General features: G+C 71.8%; 22 protein-coding genes. 18 read left to right on the forward strand and 4 right to left on the reverse strand.

Annotated features, from left to right (window positions below; genetic code table 11):
• Positions 1 to 9: 9 nt before the first annotated feature.
• The 7 genes from BEK98_RS34860 to metK all read left to right on the forward strand — a co-directional run bounded on the left by BEK98_RS34860 (position 10) and on the right by metK (position 6,300).
• The gene (locus BEK98_RS34860) at positions 10 to 1,116 is read left to right on the forward strand and encodes a quinone-dependent dihydroorotate dehydrogenase (RefSeq protein ID WP_094220742.1); all 1,107 of its coding nucleotides are present in this window, start codon (positions 10 to 12) and stop codon (positions 1,114 to 1,116) included.
• Positions 1,113 to 1,958 (forward strand): orotidine-5'-phosphate decarboxylase, encoded by an 846-nt coding sequence (gene pyrF, locus BEK98_RS34865; protein WP_094220743.1) that lies wholly within the window; start codon positions 1,113 to 1,115, stop codon positions 1,956 to 1,958. The genes BEK98_RS34860 and pyrF overlap by 4 nt, the downstream gene beginning before the upstream one ends.
• A 302-nt stretch (positions 1,959 to 2,260) precedes the next feature.
• A complete protein-coding gene (locus BEK98_RS34870; RefSeq protein WP_003977346.1) occupies positions 2,261 to 2,584 on the forward strand; it encodes an integration host factor in 324 nt (107 codons plus the stop codon).
• A gap of 60 nt (positions 2,585 to 2,644) precedes the next feature.
• On the forward strand, positions 2,645 to 3,202 hold the full coding sequence (gene gmk, locus BEK98_RS34875) for a guanylate kinase (RefSeq protein ID WP_094220744.1): 558 nt from the start codon (positions 2,645 to 2,647) through the stop codon (positions 3,200 to 3,202).
• A 51-nt stretch (positions 3,203 to 3,253) separates the two neighbouring features.
• Entirely contained in the window at positions 3,254 to 3,526 is a 273-nt protein-coding gene (rpoZ, locus tag BEK98_RS34880) for a DNA-directed RNA polymerase subunit omega (protein ID WP_005319902.1), read from the forward strand.
• Positions 3,527 to 3,626: 100 nt separating this feature from the next.
• The gene (coaBC, locus tag BEK98_RS34885; RefSeq protein WP_094220767.1) at positions 3,627 to 4,829 is read left to right on the forward strand and encodes a bifunctional phosphopantothenoylcysteine decarboxylase/phosphopantothenate--cysteine ligase CoaBC; all 1,203 of its coding nucleotides are present in this window, start codon (positions 3,627 to 3,629) and stop codon (positions 4,827 to 4,829) included.
• Positions 4,830 to 5,091: 262 nt separating this feature from the next.
• Positions 5,092 to 6,300 carry a methionine adenosyltransferase gene (metK, locus tag BEK98_RS34890; RefSeq protein ID WP_094220745.1) on the forward strand — a complete coding sequence of 403 codons (1,209 nt, stop codon included), beginning with the start codon at positions 5,092 to 5,094 and terminating at the stop codon, positions 6,298 to 6,300.
• 81 nt (positions 6,301 to 6,381) lie between these two features.
• Here metK and BEK98_RS34895 read toward each other — a convergent pair whose 3' ends face one another.
• Positions 6,382 to 6,990, reverse strand: coding sequence for a S1 RNA-binding domain-containing protein (locus BEK98_RS34895; protein ID WP_094220746.1), 609 nt, complete (start codon positions 6,988 to 6,990; stop codon positions 6,382 to 6,384).
• A 57-nt stretch (positions 6,991 to 7,047) separates the two neighbouring features.
• On the opposite strand from BEK98_RS34895, the gene BEK98_RS34900 reads away from it, so the two are divergent.
• Positions 7,048 to 9,198, forward strand: coding sequence for a primosomal protein N' (locus BEK98_RS34900; RefSeq protein ID WP_094220747.1), 2,151 nt, complete (start codon positions 7,048 to 7,050; stop codon positions 9,196 to 9,198).
• 193 nt (positions 9,199 to 9,391) lie between these two features.
• Here BEK98_RS34900 and BEK98_RS34905 read toward each other — a convergent pair whose 3' ends face one another.
• Positions 9,392 to 9,952, reverse strand: a complete 561-nt coding sequence (locus BEK98_RS34905; RefSeq protein WP_094220748.1) for a hypothetical protein — start codon at positions 9,950 to 9,952, stop codon at positions 9,392 to 9,394.
• A gap of 292 nt (positions 9,953 to 10,244) precedes the next feature.
• Between BEK98_RS34905 and fmt the strand changes: the two genes are divergently transcribed.
• From fmt to BEK98_RS34955, 10 genes are all read left to right on the forward strand, one after another.
• The gene (gene fmt, locus BEK98_RS34910; protein ID WP_094220749.1) at positions 10,245 to 11,177 is read left to right on the forward strand and encodes a methionyl-tRNA formyltransferase; all 933 of its coding nucleotides are present in this window, start codon (positions 10,245 to 10,247) and stop codon (positions 11,175 to 11,177) included.
• A gap of 499 nt (positions 11,178 to 11,676) precedes the next feature.
• The gene (locus BEK98_RS34915; protein WP_094220750.1) at positions 11,677 to 13,095 is read left to right on the forward strand and encodes an RsmB/NOP family class I SAM-dependent RNA methyltransferase; all 1,419 of its coding nucleotides are present in this window, start codon (positions 11,677 to 11,679) and stop codon (positions 13,093 to 13,095) included.
• Positions 13,096 to 13,177: 82 nt separating this feature from the next.
• Positions 13,178 to 13,840, forward strand: a complete 663-nt coding sequence (locus tag BEK98_RS34920; RefSeq protein WP_094220751.1) for a GAP family protein — start codon at positions 13,178 to 13,180, stop codon at positions 13,838 to 13,840.
• Positions 13,841 to 13,959: 119 nt separating this feature from the next.
• Entirely contained in the window at positions 13,960 to 14,646 is a 687-nt protein-coding gene (gene rpe, locus BEK98_RS34925; protein ID WP_094220752.1) for a ribulose-phosphate 3-epimerase, read from the forward strand.
• Positions 14,647 to 14,736: 90 nt separating this feature from the next.
• Entirely contained in the window at positions 14,737 to 15,780 is a 1,044-nt protein-coding gene (locus BEK98_RS34930; RefSeq protein WP_094220753.1) for a sugar-binding transcriptional regulator, read from the forward strand.
• A 50-nt stretch (positions 15,781 to 15,830) separates the two neighbouring features.
• Positions 15,831 to 16,286: a guanyl-specific ribonuclease gene (locus BEK98_RS34935; protein ID WP_094220754.1), complete on the forward strand. Its 456-nt coding sequence runs from the start codon at positions 15,831 to 15,833 to the stop codon at positions 16,284 to 16,286.
• Positions 16,283 to 16,612: a barstar family protein gene (locus tag BEK98_RS34940; RefSeq protein ID WP_094220755.1), complete on the forward strand. Its 330-nt coding sequence runs from the start codon at positions 16,283 to 16,285 to the stop codon at positions 16,610 to 16,612. The genes BEK98_RS34935 and BEK98_RS34940 overlap by 4 nt, the downstream gene beginning before the upstream one ends.
• Positions 16,613 to 16,745: 133 nt before the next feature.
• The gene (locus BEK98_RS34945; protein ID WP_167444331.1) at positions 16,746 to 18,188 is read left to right on the forward strand and encodes a GuaB1 family IMP dehydrogenase-related protein; all 1,443 of its coding nucleotides are present in this window, start codon (positions 16,746 to 16,748) and stop codon (positions 18,186 to 18,188) included.
• Between the two features lie 355 nt (positions 18,189 to 18,543).
• On the forward strand, positions 18,544 to 20,010 hold the full coding sequence (locus BEK98_RS34950) for an amino acid permease (RefSeq protein WP_094220757.1): 1,467 nt from the start codon (positions 18,544 to 18,546) through the stop codon (positions 20,008 to 20,010).
• Between the two features lie 10 nt (positions 20,011 to 20,020).
• Positions 20,021 to 20,473, forward strand: coding sequence for an Lrp/AsnC family transcriptional regulator (locus BEK98_RS34955; RefSeq protein WP_046726552.1), 453 nt, complete (start codon positions 20,021 to 20,023; stop codon positions 20,471 to 20,473).
• A 3-nt stretch (positions 20,474 to 20,476) separates the two neighbouring features.
• Here the strand turns inward: BEK98_RS34955 and BEK98_RS34960 are convergent, their stop codons facing one another.
• Positions 20,477 to 20,920: a hypothetical protein gene (locus tag BEK98_RS34960; protein ID WP_094220758.1), complete on the reverse strand. Its 444-nt coding sequence runs from the start codon at positions 20,918 to 20,920 to the stop codon at positions 20,477 to 20,479.
• An 11-nt stretch (positions 20,921 to 20,931) separates the two neighbouring features.
• Entirely contained in the window at positions 20,932 to 21,672 is a 741-nt protein-coding gene (locus BEK98_RS34965; RefSeq protein ID WP_094220759.1) for a GntR family transcriptional regulator, read from the reverse strand.
• Positions 21,673 to 21,684 lie beyond the last annotated feature (12 nt).

The following is a 21,684-nucleotide window of genomic DNA, read 5'->3' on the forward strand; positions in this document are numbered from 1 at the left end:
GAGGACACCATGTACAAGATCTTTTTCAACCTCGTCTTCAAGCGGATGGACCCGGAGCAGGCCCACTACCTGGCCTTCCGCTGGATCCGCCTCGCCGTCCGTGTCCCCGTGCTGCGCACCTTCGTCGCGGCCGCCCTCGCGCCCCGCCACAAGGAGCTGCGCACCGAGGCCTTCGGGCTGCGCATGCACGGCCCCTTCGGGCTGGCCGCCGGCTTCGACAAGAACGCCGTGGCCATCGACGGCATGTCGATGCTGGGCTTCGACCACGTCGAGATCGGCACGGTCACCGGTGAGGCGCAGCCCGGCAACCCCAAGAAGCGGCTGTTCCGGCTCGTCGCCGACCGGGCGCTGATCAACCGCATGGGCTTCAACAACGACGGTTCCCTGACGGTCGCCGCGCGCCTCGCGTCCCGCGAACCCGTTTTCAAGACCGTGGTGGGCGTCAACATCGGCAAGACCAAGGTCGTCCCCGAGGCGGAGGCCGTCGGCGACTACGTGAAGTCGGCCGAGCGCCTCGCGCCGTACGCCGACTACCTGGTCGTGAACGTCTCCTCGCCGAACACGCCCGGCCTGCGCAACCTGCAGGCCACCGAGGCGCTGCGCCCGCTGCTCAGCGCCGTGCGCGAGGCCGCCGACCGTACGGTCGCCAACCGGCGCGTCCCGCTCCTGGTGAAGATCGCGCCCGACCTCGCGGACGAGGACATCGACGCGGTCGCCGACCTGGCCGTGGAGCTGGGCCTGGACGGCATCATCGCCACCAACACCACCATCGCGCGCGAGGGCCTCGGTTTGAAAACCGAACCCTCGCTGGTGAAGGAGGCCGGTGGACTCTCCGGCGCGCCCCTGAAGGCACGCTCCCTGGAGGTCCTGCGCCGCCTGTACGCGCGCGTGGGCGACCGGATCACCCTGGTGGGCGTCGGCGGCATCGAGACCGCCGAGGACGCCTGGCAGCGCATCCTGGCCGGTGCCACGCTGGTCCAGGGGTACAGCGCCTTCATCTACGAGGGCCCGTTCTGGTCCCGAGCCATCCACAAGGGCCTCGCCGCGCGCCTGCGCACCAGCCCGTACGCCACCCTCGCCGACGCGGTCGGCGCCGACGTGAGGAAGACGGCATGACTGCACTGGAACCCTTCGGCGCCCGTCTGCGCCGCGCCATGGACGAGCGCGGCCCCCTCTGCGTCGGTATCGACCCGCACGCCTCCCTGCTCGCCGAGTGGGGCCTGAACGACGACGTGGCCGGTCTGGAGCGGTTCAGCCGCACGGTCGTCGAGGCGGTGGCCGACCGGGTCGCCGTCATGAAGCCGCAGATCGCCTTCTTCGAGCGGTTCGGCTCGCGCGGCATCGCCGTCCTGGAGAAGGCGGTCCAGGAGGCCCGCGCGGCCGGCACCCTGGTCGTGATGGACGCCAAGCGCGGCGACATCGGCTCGACCATGGCCGGGTACGCCGAGGCCTTCCTGCACAAGGACGCCCCGCTGTTCTCCGACGCCCTGACCGTCTCGCCCTACCTCGGCTACGGCTCGCTCAGCCCGGCCGTCGCGCTGGCCCGGGAGAGCGGTGCCGGGCTCTTCGTCCTGGCCCTGACCTCGAACCCGGAGGGCCCGGAGGTCCAGCACGCGGTCCGCGCCGACGGGCGCAGCGTGGGCGCGACCATGCTGGCCCACCTGGCCGCCGAGAATGCGGGCGAGGAGCCGCTGGGCTCCTTCGGGGCGGTCGTCGGTGCCACGGTGGGCGACCTGTCGTCGTACGACCTCGACATCAACGGCCCGCTCCTCGCGCCCGGTGTCGGCGCTCAGGGGGCGACCGCGGCCGACCTTCCCAAAGTCTTCGGGTCGGCGGCGCGCAACGTCGTTCCGAACGTCAGCCGGGGTGTGCTGCGGCAGGGGCCCGACGTCGGGGCGCTGCGCTCGGCCACGGAGCGCTTCGCGGAGGAGATCCGGGCCGCCGTCGGCGGCGCCTGAGATCCCCGCCGGGCGTTCCGGTGGACGGCACCAGGGCGACTTGAGTGTGAATACATCCTCAAATCGAGGGCAATATGTCTGAAATGTCCGTCCTGGCGGCGGCTGACCAGTACTTTTCCGCTGTTCTCGCTGACTCTGGCGGACTTGCCCGCTAGTCTCCGAGCAGTGGGGGTACCACCTCCCACGCCGTTAAGGCAGTGGGGGAGAACGGGCAGCGTGTTGCTCGTAGCTCCCCAGGTGTGGGGCGACTAGGTTCCTCACCGGTCCGTATCCGACAGTTCGACATCCGAGGTGACGTAGGCGTGGCTCTTCCGCCCCTTACCCCTGAACAGCGCGCAGCCGCGCTCGAAAAGGCCGCCGCGGCTCGCCGGGAGCGGGCCGAGGTCAAGAATCGACTCAAGCACTCCGGCGCCTCCCTGCACGAGGTCATCAAGCAGGGCCAGGAGAACGACGTCATCGGCAAGATGAAGGTCTCCGCGCTGCTCGAGTCCCTGCCTGGCGTGGGCAAGGTCCGCGCCAAGCAGATCATGGAGCGTCTGGGCATCTCCGAGAGCCGCCGCGTGCGGGGTCTCGGTTCCAACCAGATCGCGTCCCTGGAGCGTGAGTTCGGCAGCACCGGTTCCTGAGTCCGGCTGCCGCCGGACCGGGCGTCCCGGGCACTCCGGGATTGCTGGAATAATCGCTGCATGAGTGAACGTCCGCGGCTGACCGTGCTCTCCGGCCCTTCGGGGGTCGGCAAGAGCACGGTCGTCGCCCATATGCGCAAGGAACACCCCGAGGTCTGGCTCTCGGTGTCGGCCACCACCCGCAAGCCGCGGCCCGGTGAGCGGCACGGAGTCCACTACTTCTTCGTCACCGACGAGGAGATGGACAAGCTGATCGCCAACGGCGAGCTGCTGGAGTGGGCCGAGTTCGCCGGCAACCGCTACGGCACGCCCCGCGCGGCCGTGCTGGAGCGGCTGGAGAACGGTGAGCCCGTGCTGCTGGAGATCGACCTCCAGGGCGCCCGGCAGGTCCGTGAGTCGATGGCCGACGCCCAGCTGGTGTTCCTGGCTCCGCCCTCCTGGGAGGAGCTGGTGCGCAGGCTCACCGGTCGGGGGACCGAGCCGCCCGAGGTCATCGAGCGCCGCCTGGAGGCGGCCAGGACCGAGCTGGCGGCCGAGCCGGAGTTCGACGTGACCTTGGTCAACACCTCCGTCGAGGACGTGGCGAGCGAGCTGCTAGCCTTGGTGGACGTTGTGTGATCGTTTCCGATCATGCACACTGAATCTTTCCCATCCATCGGAAGGTAGAGCGTGTCCTCTTCCATCACCGCGCCCGAGGGCATCATCAACCCGCCGATCGACGAGTTGCTTGAGGCCACCGACTCGAAGTACAGCCTCGTGATCTACGCGGCCAAGCGTGCCCGCCAGATCAACGCGTACTACTCGCAGCTCGGCGAGGGCCTCCTCGAGTACGTCGGTCCTCTCGTCGACACCCACGTCCACGAGAAGCCGCTCTCGATCGCCCTGCGTGAGATCAACGCGGGTCTGCTGACGTCCGAGGCCATCGAGGGCCCGGCGCAGTAGTACTTTCAGATTGCGGTTGACTTATCCACAGGCCCGGCAGTCACGCTGCCGGGCCTGTGGTGTGTGATGGTCTCGTACGTTGCCGAGCCGGGGAGAGATGGTGGACAAGCCAAGGATCGTGCTGGGGGTCAGTGGCGGGATCGCCGCGTACAAGGCCTGTGAGCTGCTGAGAAGGTTCACGGAGTCGGGCCATGACGTGCGCGTGGTGCCCACCGCCTCCGCGCTGCACTTCGTCGGTGCCGCCACCTGGTCAGCCCTGTCCGGCAACCCGGTCTCCACCGAGGTCTGGGACGACGTCGACGAGGTCCCGCACGTCCGCATCGGCCAGCACGCCGACCTGGTCGTGGTGGCCCCCGCGACCGCCGACATGCTCGCCAAGGCCGCCCACGGCCTCGCCGACGACCTGCTGACCAACACGCTCCTCACCGCCCGCTGTCCGGTCGTCTTCGCGCCCGCCATGCACACCGAGATGTGGGAGCACCCCGCCACCCAGGAGAACGTGGCCACGCTGCGCCGCCGCGGCGCCGTCGTGATCGAGCCCGCGGTCGGCCGCCTCACCGGTGTCGACACCGGCAAGGGCCGGCTGCCCGATCCGGCGGAGATCTTCGAGGTCTGCCGCCGGGTGCTGGCCCGCGGCGTCACCGAGCCCGACCTCGCGGGCCGGCACGTCGTCGTCTCGGCCGGCGGCACCCGCGAGCCGCTCGACCCGGTTCGCTTCCTCGGCAACCGCTCCTCCGGCAAGCAGGGCTACGCCCTCGCCCGCACGGCCGCGGCGCGCGGCGCCCGGGTGACCCTGATCGCGGCCAACACCGGCCTGCCCGACCCGGCCGGCGTCGACGTCGTCCAGGTGGGCACCGCTGTGCAGCTGCGCGAAGCGGTCCTCAAGGCCGCGGCGGACGCCGACGCCGTGGTGATGGCCGCGGCCGTCGCCGACTTCCGCCCAGCGGCCTACGCCGCCGGCAAGATCAAGAAGAAGGACGGCCAGGACCCCGACCCCATCGTCCTAGTGCGAAATCCGGACATTCTCGCCGAGATTTCGGCCGATCGCGCCCGCCCCGGACAGGTCGTCGTCGGCTTCGCCGCGGAGACCGACGACGTCCTCGCCAACGGCCGCACCAAGCTCGCCCGCAAGGGGTGCGACCTCCTCGTGGTCAACGAGGTGGGGGAGCGCAAGACCTTCGGGTCGGAGGAGAACGAGGCCCTCGTGCTGGGCGCCGACGGCAGCGAGACCCCCGTACCGCACGGTCCGAAGGAAGCCCTCGCGGACATTGTCTGGGACCTCGTGACGGCCCGGCTGGGCTGACCGGGATTCCGCCGTCCGGGGCGATGTGTTTCGGCCGTATGGCGGGTTTTCGAAACACGGCGATGTCGCGTGGTGCCCCCTGGTCAAGGTCACCGTCATTGTGCAGAATGCCCGTGCCGCAGGTCACAGCACTCCCGAGAGGCGAGACGGGTGGGCCGGTGGCACGGTGCGACCCGTAAACTGTTCTCGGACGACGCCAGGCGCAGCCCTGTGCCCGTCCGCAAATGATCAGCCAGCAGCCGCTGCAACCCCAGGGAGCGTTGTGTCCCGTCGCCTGTTCACCTCGGAGTCTGTGACCGAGGGTCACCCCGACAAGATCGCTGACCAGATCAGCGACACCATTCTCGACGCGCTTCTGCGCGAGGACCCGACCTCCCGGGTCGCGGTCGAGACCCTGATCACCACCGGCCTGGTGCACGTGGCCGGTGAGGTCACGACCAAGGCCTACGCGGACATCGCCACGCTGGTCCGCAACAAGATCCTCGACATCGGCTACGACTCCTCCAAGAAGGGCTTCGACGGCGCTTCCTGCGGTGTGTCGGTGTCGATCGGTGCGCAGTCCCCGGACATCGCGCAGGGCGTGGACACGGCGTACGAGTCCCGGGTCGAGGGCGACGAGGACGAGCTGGACCGGCAGGGCGCGGGCGACCAGGGCCTGATGTTCGGCTACGCGTCGGACGAGACGCCGACCCTGATGCCGCTGCCGATCTTCCTGGCGCACCGCCTGTCCAAGCGGCTGTCCGAGGTCCGCAAGAACGGCACCATCCCCTACCTGCGCCCCGACGGCAAGACGCAGGTCACCATCGAGTACGACGGCGACAAGGCCGTCCGCCTCGACACGGTGGTCGTGTCCTCGCAGCACGCGTCCGACATCGACCTGGAGTCGCTGCTGGCGCCCGACATCCGCGAGTTCGTCGTCGAGCCCGAGCTGAAGGCGCTGCTGGACGACGGGATCAAGCTGGACACTGAGGGCTACCGCCTGCTGGTGAACCCCACCGGCCGCTTCGAGATCGGCGGCCCGATGGGTGACGCGGGCCTGACCGGCCGCAAGATCATCATCGACACCTACGGCGGCATGGCCCGCCACGGCGGTGGCGCGTTCTCCGGCAAGGACCCGTCCAAGGTGGACCGTTCGGCCGCGTACGCGATGCGCTGGGTCGCCAAGAACGTGGTGGCGGCCGGTCTGGCCTCCCGCTGCGAGGTCCAGGTCGCCTACGCGATCGGCAAGGCCGAGCCGGTCGGCCTCTTCATCGAGACCTTCGGCACCGCCAAGATCGACGCCGAGAAGATCGAGAAGGCGATCGACGAGGTCTTCGACCTCCGTCCGGCCGCGATCATCCGCGACCTCGACCTGCTCCGCCCGATCTACTCCCAGACGGCCGCGTACGGTCACTTCGGCCGTGAGCTGCCCGACTTCACCTGGGAGCGCACGGACCGCGTGGACGCCCTGCGCAAGGCCGCTGGGCTGTAAGCCCGCACGGCTCTCTCGCCGAGGCCCGGTCTCCCTTTCGGGGGGCCGGGCCTCGGCGTGTGCGCCGTCAGCCGGCAGGCGCTAGCCGGATCCGGCGCTGTCCCGGGGGTCCTCCTGGAGGGCCTTGAGCGAGACGACCACTTCCCCCTGGTACGTGTCGATGATGACCACCTCGCCGGTGACCCGCTGTCCGGGCCGGACAGCCTCCTCGGGGTGATCGATGCGCGACCAGGTCAGGTCGGGGACACGGATGAAGCCCGTCCCCGGACAGGCGGGGTGCGCGGGCTCCCCGTCCAGCCGGACGAAGACCCCGAAGTTGTGCACGGCGGCCACCGTGCCCGTGACGACGTCCCCGCGCTGGTGGCTGCGCAGATACCGGTACAGGGCCTCGTCCTCGCACGCCTTGGCGGAGAGCGTGACCCGGCCACTCCGCTCGTCGACGCCGAACACCTCGGCGGTGATCCGCTGCCCGACGGACACCACCTCTCCGGGGTCCTCGAACGCGGCCCACGAGAGGAGGTGCCGAGGGATGCAACCGGTCGGCGCCTGCGGATGGTCTCCGTCGACCTGTACGAGCACGTCACCCCCCTCGCCGAAGCCGGCCACCGTGCCGGTCCTGACCTCCCCGTCGGGGAAGGCCGCGAGGCGTTCACGGAGAAGTTCGAGCGGGTCGGGAGCGGGTTCGGTCATGGCCGCGAGCCTAGGCACGGGCGGCCGTTGTCAGTGCCGTTTGGTAAGAATGCAAGCGTGAGCAGCGAGAACGGGTCGGGGGACGGCGGGGGCGCAGGGGCGCCGCCGGAGCAGCTCGCGTTCATTCGGGAGAGTGTGCGGGGGGCCAAGGTGCCCCGGGCCAAGCCGCGGACATGGCGGGGGGCCGCGCTGGCCAAGGAACTGCCCGTCGCGCGGGTGCTCGTCGACAAGGGTGTGCTGCACCTCGACCGGTATTTCGACTATGCCGTGCCCGAGGAGCTGGACGCCGACGCGCAGCCCGGGGTGCGGGTGCGGGTGCGGTTCGGGGCCGGGCGGCATCGGGTGCGCGAGGGGCGTCGCGAGGGCGGCGGGCTCATCGACGGGTTTCTCATCGAGAGGCTGGCCGAGTCCGAGTACTCCGGGCCGCTGGCCGCCCTCGCCCAGGTCGTGTCGCCCGAGCCCGTGCTGAGCGAAGAGCTGCTGGGGCTCGCGCGGGCCGTCGCCGACCGGTATGCGGGCAGCCTCGCCGATGTGCTCCAGCTGGCCGTGCCGCCGCGCAGCGCGCGGGCCGAGCGGCGGCCGTCGCCCACGCCCCTGCCGCCGCCCGCCGCGCCCGACACCGGGTCCTGGGCGCGGTACGAGCACGGGGGTGCCTTCATCGAGTCCCTGGCCTCCGGGGGAGCGCCGAGGGCGGTGTGGAACGCGCTGCCAGGACCGCTGTGGAGCGAGGAGCTGGCCCGGGCCGTCGCCGCGACGCTCGCCTCGGGACGCGGCGCGCTCGTCGTCGTACCGGACGGGCGGGCCGCCGCGCGGGTCGACGCCGCGCTGACCGCGCTGCTCGGCGAGGGCCGGCACGCGCTGCTCACCGCCGACGCCGGGCCCGAGAAGCGGTACGCGCAGTGGCTCGCGGTGCGGCGGGGGAGCGTGCGGGCCGTGGTCGGGACGCGGGCGGCCATGTTCGCTCCGGTGCGGGATCTGGGGCTCGTCGCCATCTGGGACGACGGGGACGACAGCCACAGTGAGCAGCACGCTCCCCAGCCGCATGCGAGGGACGTGTTGCTGCTGCGGGCGGCCCTGGACAAGTGCGCGTTTCTGCTGGGCGGTTGGAGCTGCACCGTGGAGGCCGCGCAGCTCGTGGAGAGCGGCTGGGCGCGGCCGCTGGTCGCCGGGCGGGAGCAGGTACGGAGGTCCGCGCCCCTGGTGCGGACCGTGGGGGACGACGACCTCGCGCGTGACGAGGCCGCCCGCGCCGCCCGGCTGCCCACGCTCGCCTGGCAGGTGGTCCGGGAGGGGCTGCGGCACGGGCCGGTGCTGGTCCAGGTGCCCCGGCGCGGGTACGTGCCGCGCATGGCGTGCGCCCAGTGCCGGGCGCCCGCCCGCTGTCGGCACTGTTCCGGGCCGCTGGAGGCGCAGGACGCGGGGGCGCTGCGGTGCGGCTGGTGCGGGCGCGAGGAGGGGGCCTGGCACTGCCCCGAGTGCGGGGGCTTCCGGCTGCGGGCCCAGGTGGTCGGGGCGCGGCGGACCGCCGAGGAGCTGGGGCGGGCCTTTCCCGCCGTACCGGTCCGTACCTCGGGACGTGAGCAGGTGCTGGACACCGTGCCGGGCACGCCCGCGCTGGTCGTGAGCACCCCGGGAGCCGAGCCGGTCGCCGAGGGCGGTTACGCGGCCGCCCTGCTGCTGGACGGCTGGGCCATGCTCGGGCGGCCCGACCTGCGGGCCGGTGAGGACGCGCTGCGCCGGTGGATCGCGGCCGGGGCGCTCGTACGGCCGCAGGGGGAGCGGGGCACCGTCGTCGTCGTGGCCGAGCCGACCCTGCGGCCCGTGCAGGCGCTGGTGCGGTGGGATCCCGTGGGACATGCGGTGCGGGAGCTGGCCGAGCGGGCCGAACTGGGGTTCCCGCCGGTGTCCCGGATGGCGGCCGTGTCGGGCCCGGCCGAGGCCGTCGCCGAGTTCCTGCGGGCGGTCGAACTGCCGCCGGACGCCGAGGTGTTGGGGCCGGTGCCGGTGCCGCCCACGCTCCCCGGGCGACAGCGCAGGCCCGGGGCGCCGCCGCCCGGCGAGGACTGGGAGCGGGCGCTGGTGCGGGTGCCCCCGGGAAGCGGGGGCGCGCTGGCCGCCGCTCTGAAGACGGCTCAGGCCGCGCGGATGGCGCGGGGCGGCGGCGGGGAAGCGGTGCGGGTGCGGATCGATCCGCCGGACATCGGGTGACCCGGGCAGTGACTCAGGACTTCGGGTGACCCTGGACATCGGGTGACCCGGAGATCGGGTGTGACTTGGAGATCGGGTGACCGGGCCGGCCGGGGGCGCCGTGGCCCGGCATGCGGCTGCCCTCCCGGAGGTTGCCCGGGAGGGCAGGGTGAGGGTGTCGGCCGTCGCGTGAGCTGTTGCGTCAGCCGTTGCGTCAGCCGTTGCGCGGGCCGGGGAAGGCCGTCGGCCTGACGTCGTCGCGGAGCGTCGGGCTGCCCGCGGTCGGCTGCGTCGGCATGGAGCGGGCCGCGGGCACGGTCGGCACCGTGGGCAAGCCGGGCACTGCGGGCAGGCCGGCGGTCAGGTTGAGCGTGCGGGTGCCGGACGCCTCCGTCGACTGCTCGGTCTCGGCGGCCGCCTGGGTCGCGGCGCGGCGGGCGCCGTAACGGCGGTGCACCGCCTGCTTGGTGACCCCGAGCGCCGAGCCCACCGCGTCCCAGGAGAAGCCGAGTGAGCGGTCGAAGTCCACGGCAGCCGTGACCAGGGTTTCGACACTGTCCCGGAGTTCCTGGGCGAGGCGGACCGTCGGGGCGGGGGCGCGTCCGTAGACGACGAAGCCCGTGGAAGGGCCGGAGCGGCGCGGGCGGTAGACGTTGCCCAACTGGGCAGTCAGCGTGCGCAGTGCGTCCACCTGCCGGCGGACCCGCTCGATGTCCCGCACCAGCAAGTGCAGGCTGGCCCGGGCCTGGGCGTCGTGGGTTGCATGGTCGGCCATGAACAAGCCTCTCGAACCGGCGTTGAAAGGAATTGGGCCGCGAAAGCGGCCCGATGTGGTCAACTCTTTCTTGACCAACGCGTTTGCGCTCCGCTGGTCACGGGGTGGGGGCGTACGGGCATATGCGTACGCCTGTCTCCCACCCGCGCACCACCCGTTTCCAGTTGGCGGAGAGGCCGGGCGACCTGTGGGGGTGCTCGGCGTCGGCGGCTTTCCCGCCGTGGTCTGCGGATCCTCGTCATAGACTTGTGCGTTGCCCGTCCGACCCCGCCCGAGAGGCCCCAACCCACCCATGAAGCTCGTCTTCGCCGGTACCCCCGAGGTCGCCGTTCCCGCTCTGGACGCTCTCATCGCCTCCGGGCGGCACGAGGTGGCCGCCGTCGTCACGCGGCCCGACGCGCCGGCCGGGCGGGGGCGCAGGCTGGTCGCGTCGCCCGTGGCCGAACGTGCGGAGGAGGCCGGGATCGAGGTGCTGAAGCCGGTCAGGCCTCGGGACCCGGAGTTCCTGGAGCGGCTGACGGAGATCGCCCCGGACTGCTGCCCCGTCGTCGCCTACGGCGCCCTGCTGCCCAGGGTGGCCCTGGACGTCCCGGCGCAGGGCTGGGTCAACCTGCACTTCTCGCTGCTGCCCGCCTGGCGCGGTGCGGCCCCGGTGCAGCACTCCATCATGGCCGGTGACGAGATCACGGGTGCCTCCACCTTCCTGATCGAGGAGGGGCTCGACTCGGGGCCGGTGTACGGCACCGTCACCGAGGAGATCCGGCCCACCGACACCAGCGGTGACCTGCTCACCCGGCTCGCGTTCGCGGGTGCCGGGCTGCTCGCCGCGACCATGGACGGCATCGAGGACGGCACCCTGAAGGCGGTGCCGCAGCCGGCGGAGGGCATCACCCTCGCGCCGAAGATCACCGTCGAGGACGCCCAGGTGGACTGGGCCGCGCCCGCACTGCGGGTCGACCGGGTGGTCCGCGGCTGCACACCGGCGCCCGGCGCCTGGACCGTCTTCCGCGCCGAGCGCCTCAAGCTCATCCAGGTCACACCCGTGCCCGAGCGCACCGACCTCGCCCCGGGGCAGCTCGCGGTCGGCAAGAACAGCGTCCACGTGGGCACCGGGTCGTACGCCGTCGAGCTGCTGTGGGTACAGGCCCAGGGCAAGAAGCCGATGCGAGCCGCCGACTGGGCACGCGGCGTGCGCATCACCGAGGGGGAGCGGCTCGGGGGCTGAGGGCCCCGCAAGGAGCACGGGAGCTGAGGCCCCTGGAGCGCGCACGGAAGCCCGGGCCTGAAGGCGTAGGGGAGCTGAGGCCCTCGGAACGCGCATGGGAGCTGAGGCCCCCGGGAGGCGCCCGGAAGCCCAGGCCTCGAAAGGCGCTCGAGACCCGGGGCCCGGGCAGGCGCTCGGGAGCTGAAGCCTCGAAAAGCGCACCGGAGCCGAGGCCCTGGGAGCCACAGGGGAGCTGAGGCCTCCGGAACGCGCCCGGAAGCCCAGGCCTCGGAGGCGGACGGGAGCCGAGGCCATGGAGGCGCTCGAGACCCGGGGCCCCAGCATGCGCTCGGGAGCCGAGGCCCCCGGAACGCAAGCGGGACCCGAGCCCCCGGCAGGCGCACAGGGACCCGAGCCCCCGGCAGGCGCACGGGAGCCCAGCCCCCGGGAGGCCGGGGTTGTAGTGACTCGACGTACGCTGGGAATCGCACCCCCTCTTCACATCCGGAGCACCTTTTTCGTGAGCGAGCAGTCTCGGCGGCCGCGTAAGCCCGCCAAGCCCTACCGTCGTCCCCAGAAGGACCCCGTCCGCGTCCTCGCCTTCGAGGCGCTGCGCGCGGTGGACGAGCGGGACGCCTATGCCAACCTCGTGCTGCCGCCGCTGTTGCGCAAGGCGCGGGAGAAGGGCGACTTCGACGCGCGGGACGCCGCCCTCGCCACCGAGCTGGTGTACGGGACGCTGCGCCGGCAGGGGACGTACGACGCCGTGATCGCCGCGTGTGTCGACCGGCCGCTGCGTGAGGTCGACCCGCCGGTGCTCGACGTGCTGAGCCTGGGTGTGCACCAGCTGCTCGGGACGCGGATTCCCACGCACGCGGCCGTGTCCGCCTCCGTGGAGCTGGCGCGGGTGGTGCTTGGGGACGGGCGGGCCAAGTTCGTCAACGCTGTGTTGAGGAAGGTGGCACAGGCCGATCTCGACGGGTGGCTGGAGAAGGTCGCGCCGCCCTATGACGAGGATCCTGAGGACCATCTCTCCGTCGTGCACTCGCACCCCCGCTGGGTCGTCTCCGCGCTGTGGGACTCCCTCGGCGGCGGGCGGGCCGGTATCGAGGACCTGCTGGAGGCCGACAACGAGCGGCCCGAGGTGACCCTCGTGGCGCGGCCGGGGCGGGCCACCACCGAGGAGCTGCTCCGCGAGGACGCCGCCGTGCCGGGTCGCTGGTCGCCGTACGCCGTGCGGCTCGCCGAGGGCGGTGAGCCGGGTGCCGTCGAGGCCGTGCGCGAGGGGCGGGCCGGTGTGCAGGACGAGGGCAGCCAGCTGGTCGCCCTCGCGCTGGCGAACGCCCCGATCGACGGACCCGACGAGAAGTGGCTCGACGGGTGCGCCGGTCCCGGCGGCAAGGCCGCGCTGCTGGCCGCCCTCGCCGCGGAGCGCGGCGCCGTGCTGCTCGCCTCCGAGAAGCAGCCGCACCGGGCCGGCCTGGTGGCCAAGGCCCTGCACGGCAACCCGGGGCCGTACCAGGTCATCGCCGCCGACGGGACCCGGCCGCCATGGCGGCCCGGCACCTTCGACCGCGTCCTGATGGACGTGCCGTGCACCGGGCTCGGCGCGCTGCGGCGGCGCCCCGAGGCCCGGTGGCGGCGGCGCCCCGAGGACCTGGACAACTTCGCGCCGCTCCAGCGCGCCCTGCTGCGTACCGCGCTGGACTCGGTGCGCGTCGGCGGGGTCGTCGGCTACGCCACCTGCTCGCCGCACCTCGCCGAGACCCGGGCGGTCGTCTCCGACATGCTCAAGCAGCACCCGGAGGCCGAGCTGATCGACGCCCGGCCCTTGCTCCCCGGCGTCCCGGCGCTCGGCGATGGCCCGGACGTGCAGTTGTGGCCGCATCTGCACGGCACCGACGCGATGTACCTGGCGCTCATCCGCCGCACCGCCTGACGGCACGGGCGGCCGCCGCCGGGAGGTGCGGTCGGCCGCCTCCGCCTACGCTCGGGATGTCCCGACACGGTGGGGTTTCGCCATGGTCCTCGATCTGCTGCTCATCGCGCTTGCCATCACGCTCGATCCGCTGCCGCTCACCGCGTTCGTCCTGGTGGTGTCTTCGGCGAAGGGCGTGTGGAAGGGACTCGTCTTCATCCTGAGCTGGCTGGCGTGCCTGGTCGCGGTGATCGCCCTCGTCCTGGCCCTGACCGGCGGACAGCCTCCGGCACCGAGGTCGACGCCGTCGACGGCCGCGCTCGCGGCGAAGCTGGCGATCGGGGTGGGACTCGTCGTCTACGGCGAACACACACGCCGGCGGATGGTCGCCGAACGCGCTCACCGCCGCGCACCGGAGCAGCCGAGCCTGACGTCCGAACTCGACCGCAGCACGTTGTGGACCTCGGCGGGCCTGGCGGTGCTGCTGCAACCGTGGGGCATGGTCGCGGCGGGGGCGACGGAGGTCGTGTCCGCGGACCTGTCCCACCCGGTGACCTGGCTGGTCCTCTTCGCCTTCTGTCTGCTCGCCACGGCGAGTCTGCTGGCCATCGAGCTGTATGTGGTGTTCGCGCCGGAGAAGGCCAAGCCCCGGCTGCTCCGGCTGCGCGCCTGGATGAAGGGCCACCAGCAGCAGGCGATCGTGATCCTCTGTCTGGGCCTCGGGCTCTGGCTCACCGGGAAGAGCATCTACGAGCTCACCGCGTGAAACACGCCCTGCGGGCCGGTTGTCCACAGGCGCCCACATACCGTCGCACAAGTACGATGAACGGTCTCGCCTGTGGACCGGCGCGAACATCAGTGCCCCGGACATGGCAGTCTTGGGTCATGGCCGCGCAGATCAACCCCAGCATCCTGTCCGCCGACTTCGCCCGCCTCGCGGACGAGGCGAAGGCGGTCGAGGGAGCCGACTGGCTCCACGTGGACGTCATGGACAACCATTTCGTCCCCAACCTCACGCTCGGCGTGCCGGTCGTGGAGTCCCTGGCCCGTGCGACGGACACCCCGCTGGACTGCCATCTGATGATCGAGAACCCCGATCGCTGGGCCCCCCAGTACGTCGAGGCGGGTGCCTCGTCCGTCACCTTCCACGTGGAGGCGGCGGCCGCGCCCGTGCGGCTCGCCCGGGAGATCCGCGCCAAGGGCGCCCGCGCCTCCATGGCGCTGAAGCCCGCCACGCCGATCGAGCCGTACGAGGACCTGCTCCCGGAACTCGACATGCTGCTGATCATGACGGTCGAGCCGGGCTTCGGCGGCCAGGCCTTCCTCGACATCATGCTGCCCAAGATCCGTCGCACCCGTGAGCTGATCGGCAAGCACGGTCTCCAGCTGTGGCTGCAGGTCGACGGCGGTGTGTCGGCGTCCACGATCGAGCGGTGCGCGGACGCGGGAGCGGACGTCTTCGTCGCCGGTTCGGCGGTGTACGGGGCCACAGACCCCGCCGAGGCGGTGCGGGCGCTGCGCGCCCAGGCGGATTCCGCGACCGCCAAGGCCTCCTGGGCATGCGACCACTGAGCCACGGCTACGTGAACGGTTAAGTGCTCGGCGCCCTTCAGGGCAGATCAGTTCCGCCGAATCTGCAAGGATGAACGGCGAATCCAGAGTGTGAACAGCAGTGAGGAGATCGCCGTGTCGGGTATGTCGGCGGGCCGGTCAGCCATGCGGATGGGACCCGCTGAGCTGGTGCAGGCGGCGGCCATGGCCCGCCGCTTCTACCTCGAGGGCAAGTCCAAGATCCAGATCGCGGAGGAGTTCGGCGTCAGCCGCTTCAAAGTGGCCCGGGTCCTGGAGACCGCCCTCGAACGGGATCTCGTACGCATCGAGATCCGCGTGCCGGCCGAACTGGACGCCGAGCGCTCCGACGCGCTCCGTGCCCGGTACGGCCTGAGGCACGCCGTCGTGGTCGAGTCCCCGGCCGAGGCCGAGGAGACCCCCGACCCCGAGAACCTCGGCGAGGTCGCCGCCGACCTGCTCGGCGAGCTCGTCAACGAAGGGGACGTGCTCGGGCTGGCCTGGGGCCGGTCCACGATCCACATGGCGGCGGCGCTCGACCGGCTGCCGCCCTGCACGGTGGTGCAGCTGACGGGCGTGTACGACGCCGGGACGTCCGAGCGCGGCTCGGTCGAGGCGGTGCGGCGTGCCGCGCAGGTGTCGGGCGGTGACGCGCACCCCATCTACGCGCCGATGCTGCTGCCGGACGCGGCCACCGCGGCCGCGCTGCGCAACCAGACCGGGATCGCCCGGGCCTACGAGTACTTCGACAAGGTCACGGTCGCCTGTGTCTCCATCGGCTCCTGGGAGCCGGGCATCTCGACGGTGCACGACATGCTCAGCGACGAGGAGCGCGCGCACTACGCCTCGCTCGGTGTCGCCGCCGAGATGGCCGCGCACCTCTTCGACGCCGAGGGGCGCCGGGTCGGACGGGACCTGGGGGAGCGGTGCATCACGGTCAAGGCCGACCAGCTCCGCCGTGTCCCCGAGGTCGTGGCGATCGCGGGCGGGCAGCGCAAGGCGTCCGCGATCGACGCGGTGCTGCGCTCCGGGCTGGTCACCAGCCTGGTGACCGACACCTCGGCCGCCGACTACCTGATGACGGCGGGGCCGACGCCGAAGCCCGCGCTCAGCCGCGCGGACCCGGACGGGGTCTGACGGCGGGTCGTGGCGACGCCGTGACGGGGCGGCCGTGGCAGCATCGGCGCATGCTGCTGCGGTTCGTCCCCTCGCCGCTCCCGCGGTGCGTGCCGCGCCCACGCGCCGGGCTGCTGGTCCGTCTCTCCGTCCTGCTCGGTGTCCTGCTCTCCGTCCTGCTGACGGGCTGCTCGTCGGGCACGGGCACCGCGACGGCCTCGGGCGCCTCGACCCCCGCGTGGGCCCAGGGCATGGGCACCGTCCAGGAGTCCCGGCTGCCGGCCGAGGCCCGGCAGACCCTCGCCCTGATCGACAAGGGCGGGCCCTTCCCGTACGCCAGGGACGGGGTCGTCTTCGGGAACTTCGAGGGGCTGCTGCCCAAGCACCAGCGCGGCTACTACCACGAGTACACGGTGAAGACGCCCGGCTCGCGCGACCGCGGGGCGCGGCGCATCGTCACCGGGCAGAGCGGGGAGATCTACTACACCGATGATCACTACAACTCGTTCCGGGCGGTGCTGAGATGAGCGAAGACCTGGCGGACCGGCTCACGGTCACCCTCGACCTCGGGGGAGTCACGGACAAGGCGGGCCTGATGGACCGTACGGCCCGGGCCCTGGCGCTGCCCGACTGGTTCGGCCGCAACTGGGACGCGCTGGTGGACTCGCTCTCCGACCACACCGTCTGGCCCGAGGGCGCCGTCGAGCAGGGACTTCTGGTCGTCGTACGGGGCTGGCAGCCGTACGCCGAGGCGAGACCGGACGAGTGGCGGACCGCGCAGGACGTGTTCGCCGAGGCGGTGGACCGCACCCCGGCGCTCTCCGTCGTCCTGGCTCTTGGAGGATCCTCCTAGGGCTGCTCCGACCAGCCTGGATGTTCTGTGGGGGCATGACAGGGTCCCCGTCATGGGAGAATGAAGTACGTGCTCTTTTCCCCCTGGCGCACCCGTCGGGGGGTCACCTCTGATCGACTGGGATGTGCGGCACGTGCGTTTCCTCAATGACATCCAGCCCCCGTACGACCTGACGTACGACGACGTGTTCATGGTGCCCAGCCGCTCCGCGGTGGGCTCGCGTCAGGGCGTGGACCTCGCCTCGCCCGACGGCACGGGCACCACCATCCCGCTCGTCGTCGCCAACATGACCGCGATCGCCGGCCGCCGTATGGCCGAGACGGTCGCCCGGCGCGGCGGCCTGGTGGTCATCCCGCAGGACATCCCGATCGACGTGGTCACCGACGTCATCACCTGGGTGAAGAGCCGCCACCTGGTGCTGGACACCCCGATCGTGCTGGCCCCGCACCAGACCGTCGCCGACGCCCTGGCCCTGCTGCCCAAGCGGGCGCACAACGCCGGTGTGGTCGTCGACGAGGACCACCGGCCCGTCGGTGTCGTCACCGACGCGGACCTGAGCGGCGTGGACCGCTTCACCCAGCTCGAAGTGGTCATGTCCAAGGACCTGCTGCTGCTCGACGCGGACATCGACCCGCACGAGGCCTTCAGCACCCTGGACACGCACAACCGCCGCTACGCCCCGGCCGTGGACAAGGACGGCAAGCTCGCCGGCATCCTGACCCGCAAGGGCGCCCTGCGCGCCACGCTGTACACGCCGGCCACCGACGCCGACGGCAAGCTGCGCATCGCCGCCGCCGTCGGTGTCAACGGCGACTTCGTGGGCAAGGCCAAGCAGCTGCTCGACGCGGGCGTGGACACGCTCGTCATCGACACCGCGCACGGCCACCAGGAGTCGATGATCAGCGCGATCAAGCAGGTGCGCGCCCTCGACCCGAAGGTGCCGATCGTCGCGGGCAACATCGTCTCCGCCGAGGGCGTCAAGGACCTGATCGACGCGGGCGCGGACATCATCAAGGTCGGTGTCGGCCCGGGCGCCATGTGCACCACCCGCATGATGACCGGCGTGGGCCGGCCGCAGTTCTCGGCCGTCCTGGAGTGCGCCGCCGAGGCGAAGAAGTACGGCAAGCACGTGTGGGCCGACGGCGGTGTCCGGCACCCGCGCGACGTGGCCATGGCCCTCGCGGCCGGCGCGTCCAACGTGATGGTCGGCTCCTGGTTCGCGGGCACCTACGAGTCCCCGGGCGACCTCCAGCAGGACGCGGGCGGCCGCCTCTACAAGGAGTCGTTCGGCATGGCCTCCGCGCGCGCGGTGAGCAACCGTACGTCCGAGGAGTCCGCCTACGACCGGGCCCGCAAGGCGCTGTTCGAGGAGGGCATCTCCACCTCCCGGATGTTCCTCGACCCGGCCCGTCCGGGCGTCGAGGACCTGATCGACTCGATCATCGCGGGCGTCCGCTCCTCCTGCACCTACGCCGGTGCCGCCTCCCTGGAGGAGTTCGCCGAGAAGGCCATCGTCGGCATCCAGAGCGCCGCCGGCTACGCCGAGGGCAAGCCGCTGCACGCCAGCTGGAGCTGAGCCGAGCCGATCGCGGACGGCCCCTCTTCGGCCCCTGTCCGGCCCCTGCTCTCCCGGTGACGGGAGGACGGGGGCCGTCGGCGTTTCCGGGCTTCGGACGGACGGTGAAAAAGGGGCCTGTGGGGCGCCTGTGCAACGGTCGAAAGCCCGCGCGCAACGAATGGACACGGCGCGCCGAGGAACGCAATGATCTTGCGGCCATGCGCAAGGTTGCTGCATTACAAGGGCAACGCTCCAGCTCATAGGGTGCTGCGCTGTACGTAGTGTGGCGGGGACTCCGCTCGGTGGGTTCCTGCCCTGGCAGGCGTCCGCCGGTCCCTACCCGCTCTGACCGGCAGCGAGAAGGAGCCAGCGAGTGCTCGACCAAGGCGCACCCCCGCAGAACCAGAGAACGGCCGCCCCCGCGTCCCCGGGCGTCGCCGCGCGCCTCATGCGTCGCAAGCCCGTGGAACGCCTGGTCGCGGAGGGCGGCCAGGGCGAGGGAGGGCAGCTGAAGCGCTCTCTCGGGCTGTGGCAGCTGACCATGATCAGCATCGGTGCCACCCTCGGCACCGGCATCTTCGTCGTCCTCGGCGACGCCGTTCCGGAGGCCGGTCCCGCGGTCACCCTGGCCTTCGTGATCGCCGGTCTCACGGCTCTGTTCTCGGCCCTGTCCTACGCCGAGCTGGCGGGCAGCATCCCGGTCGCCGGTTCCTCGTACTCGTATGCGTACGCAACGCTGGGTGAGCTGGTCGCCTGGGTCTGCGGCTGGTGCCTGGTGCTGGAGTACGGCGTGTCGGTGGCCGCCGTCGCCGTCGGCTGGGGCGAGTACCTGAACCAGCTGCTCGACGGCACCATCGGTGTCACCATCCCGGACGCCCTGTCCTCGGCCCCGGGCGAGGGCGGCATCATCAACCTGCCCGCCCTGATCGTCGTCCTGCTGGCGATGGTGTTCCTGCTCGGTGGCGCGCGGGAGTCCGCCCGCGCCAACACGATCATGGTCTGCGTGAAGATCGTCGCCCTCGTGCTGTTCTGCGCGGTCGGCTTCATGGGCTTCAAGTCCGGCAACTACGCCGACTTCATGCCGCTCGGCATGACCGGTGTCAGCGCCGCCGGTGCCACGCTGTTCTTCTCGTACATCGGCTTCGACGCCGCCTCCACCGCCGGTGAGGAGGCCAAGAACCCCAAGCGGGACCTGCCGCGGGCGATCATGCTGTCGCTGATCATCGTGACCGCGCTGTACGTGCTCGTCGCGGCCGTCGCCGTCGGTGCCTGGAACTGGAAGAAGTTCGACGGCTCGGAGGCCACCCTCGCCGCGATCATGAACGATGTCACCGGCCAGACGTTCTGGGGCACCCTGCTCGCGCTGGGCGCGGTCATCTCCATCGCGAGCGTGGTGCTCACCGTGCTCTACGGCCAGACCCGCATCCTGTTCGCGATGTCCCGCGACGGCCTGGTGCCGAAGGCGCTCGGCAAGGTCCACCCGAAGACCGGCGCTCCCCGCCTCAACACGGTGATCGTGTCCCTCTTCTGCGGTGTGCTCGCCGCGCTCATCCCGCTGGGCAAGCTCGTCGACGCCACCAGCATCGGCACGCTGTTCGCCTTCGGCCTGGTCAACATCGCGGTCATCGTCCTGCGGTTCAAGCGGCCGGAGCTGGAGCGCACGTTCAAGGTGCCGTTCGGTCCGGTCCTGCCGGTGCTGGGCTTCCTGTTCTGCGCGTACAACATGTTCAGCCTCGACACCGTCACCTGGGTCGTCTTCGGGTGCTGGATGGCCGTCGGGCTCGTGTTCTACTTCGTGTACGGCTATCGCCGGTCCCGACTCGCAACACCTGAGAGCTGATCAACCCAACGTGCTGAACGATCTCGACGAACGCATCGTGCACGCCCTCGCCGAGGACGCCCGCCGCTCCTACGCGGACATCGGGCAACTGGTCGGCCTGTCCGCGCCCGCCGTCAAGCGACGCGTGGACCGGCTGCGGGCCACCGGAGCCATCACCGGATTCACCGTCCGGGTCGATCCCGCGGCGCTCGGCTGGGAGACCGAGGGGTTCGTCGAGATCTACTGCCGGCGCAACACCTCGCCGGAGACCATCCAGCGGGGCCTGGAGCGCTACCAGGAGGTCGTGGCCGCGTCCACGGTCACCGGCGAGGCGGACGCGGTCGTCCAGGTCTTCGCGTCCGACATGCGGCACTTCGAGCGCGTGCTGGAACGGATCGCCGGCGAGCCGTTCGTGGAGCGGACCAAGTCGGTGCTGGTCCTTTCGCCGTTGCTGCGGCGGTTCTCGTCGGGGGCGCCCGGCTAGGCCTCAGCCCGCCCGGCGGCCGATCGTCCGCAGCAGGCGGCGCATGCCCGCCGCGTGCGCGCCGGTGCCGATCACCAGCAGCCGGTACAGCCTCCCGGCCCAGCCGGGGAAGACGGCCCGGGTCTCCGCGCTCACGCGCGTGCGGCCCGGGCCGTCGGCTTCGAGGCGGAAGATCAGTGCGTAGGCCGAGAAGCGGTGGCGGCCGCTGAGGACCAGGTCACCGCCCGGGGACGCGGTGGTCACCCGGAAGCCGGGGAACGTGGAGCCGACGGCCGGCGGGCGCGGGCCGGAGGCCGTGCGGTCGGCGCAGCCCACCAGGCGGGCGTACCGGGCACCGCCGGGAAAGGAACCGTCCAGGACGTTGCCGATAGCCCGCCACACCGCATCAGGCCCGGCCCCGACGACGGCTGTGTGCGTGTCGATGTGTGGCAGAGCGGCCCACTCCACGCAAGCCCCCTTCAGCCCGCCGTCTTCCGGGCCAGCGCGTTGTTCCCGATCGAGTTGTGCACGCTGAAGCTCACCGCGTCCGAGCGATAGCGGTCGTCCGACCACTCCACCGGGCGGCCCTCGCGGGTCGTCGTCACGCGCCGCACCCGCAGCAGCGGGCTCGTGCGGCGGACGGCGAGCAGTTCGGCGTCCTGGGCGCCCGCCGCCACCGCGTCGATGATGTGCTCGCCGTAGGCGAAGACCAGGCCCGTGTCGTCGTAGAGGCGCTGGGTGACGGAGGGGCAGTCGGGCTCGATCGGCTCGACCGCCGGTGCGATCCAGTCCGCGTACACCGTCCGCTCCAGCAGTACCGGCTCACCGTCCAGGCCGCGCACCCGCAGCACATGCAACACCCGGGTCCCGGCGGACAGTTGGAGCCGTACGGCGTCCTCCTGGGTGGCCGGGCGGTACTCCTGCGCCACCACGTGCCCGGTGGCCTCGCGGCCCATGGCCCGCGCCCACTGGGCGAAGCTGCGCAGTTCCTCGAAGCTCTGGCTGCGGCGGCTGGCGAGCACCACGCGCCGGGCGCCCTGGCGGGAGCCGATCAGGCCCTCGGAGGTGAGGGCCGCGACGGCCTGGCGGACCGTCCCGCGTGAGACGCCGTAGTGCGTCGCGAGTTCCGACTCCGAGGGCAGCCGGCTGCCGACCGTGTACTTCTCGCGGTCGATCGCGCGCCGCAGCTCGTCGGCGATCTCCTCGTGTCGCGCCGTCATGCTTCCCCTCTG

The sequence above is a fragment of the Streptomyces diastatochromogenes genome, assembly GCF_002242805.1.
Lineage (GTDB): Bacteria > Actinomycetota > Actinomycetes > Streptomycetales > Streptomycetaceae > Streptomyces > Streptomyces diastatochromogenes.

Bases quoted from the DNA above. Each gene is read 5' to 3' on its own strand.
- BEK98_RS34860 (WP_094220742.1), top strand. From the start codon at position 10: ATGTACAAGATCTTTTTCAACCTCGTCTTCAAGCGGATGGACCCGGAG.
- pyrF (WP_094220743.1), top strand. From the start codon at position 1,113: ATGACTGCACTGGAACCCTTCGGCGCCCGTCTGCGCCGCGCCATGGAC.
- gmk (WP_094220744.1), top strand. From the start codon at position 2,645: ATGAGTGAACGTCCGCGGCTGACCGTGCTCTCCGGCCCTTCGGGGGTC.
- BEK98_RS34895 (WP_094220746.1), bottom strand. From the start codon at position 6,990: ATGACCGAACCCGCTCCCGACCCGCTCGAACTTCTCCGTGAACGCCTC.
- BEK98_RS34905 (WP_094220748.1), bottom strand. From the start codon at position 9,952: ATGGCCGACCATGCAACCCACGACGCCCAGGCCCGGGCCAGCCTGCAC.
- fmt (WP_094220749.1), top strand. From the start codon at position 10,245: ATGAAGCTCGTCTTCGCCGGTACCCCCGAGGTCGCCGTTCCCGCTCTG.
- BEK98_RS34920 (WP_094220751.1), top strand. From the start codon at position 13,178: ATGGTCCTCGATCTGCTGCTCATCGCGCTTGCCATCACGCTCGATCCG.
- rpe (WP_094220752.1), top strand. From the start codon at position 13,960: ATGGCCGCGCAGATCAACCCCAGCATCCTGTCCGCCGACTTCGCCCGC.
- BEK98_RS34935 (WP_094220754.1), top strand. From the start codon at position 15,831: ATGCTGCTGCGGTTCGTCCCCTCGCCGCTCCCGCGGTGCGTGCCGCGC.
- BEK98_RS34940 (WP_094220755.1), top strand. From the start codon at position 16,283: ATGAGCGAAGACCTGGCGGACCGGCTCACGGTCACCCTCGACCTCGGG.
- BEK98_RS34965 (WP_094220759.1), bottom strand. From the start codon at position 21,672: ATGACGGCGCGACACGAGGAGATCGCCGACGAGCTGCGGCGCGCGATC.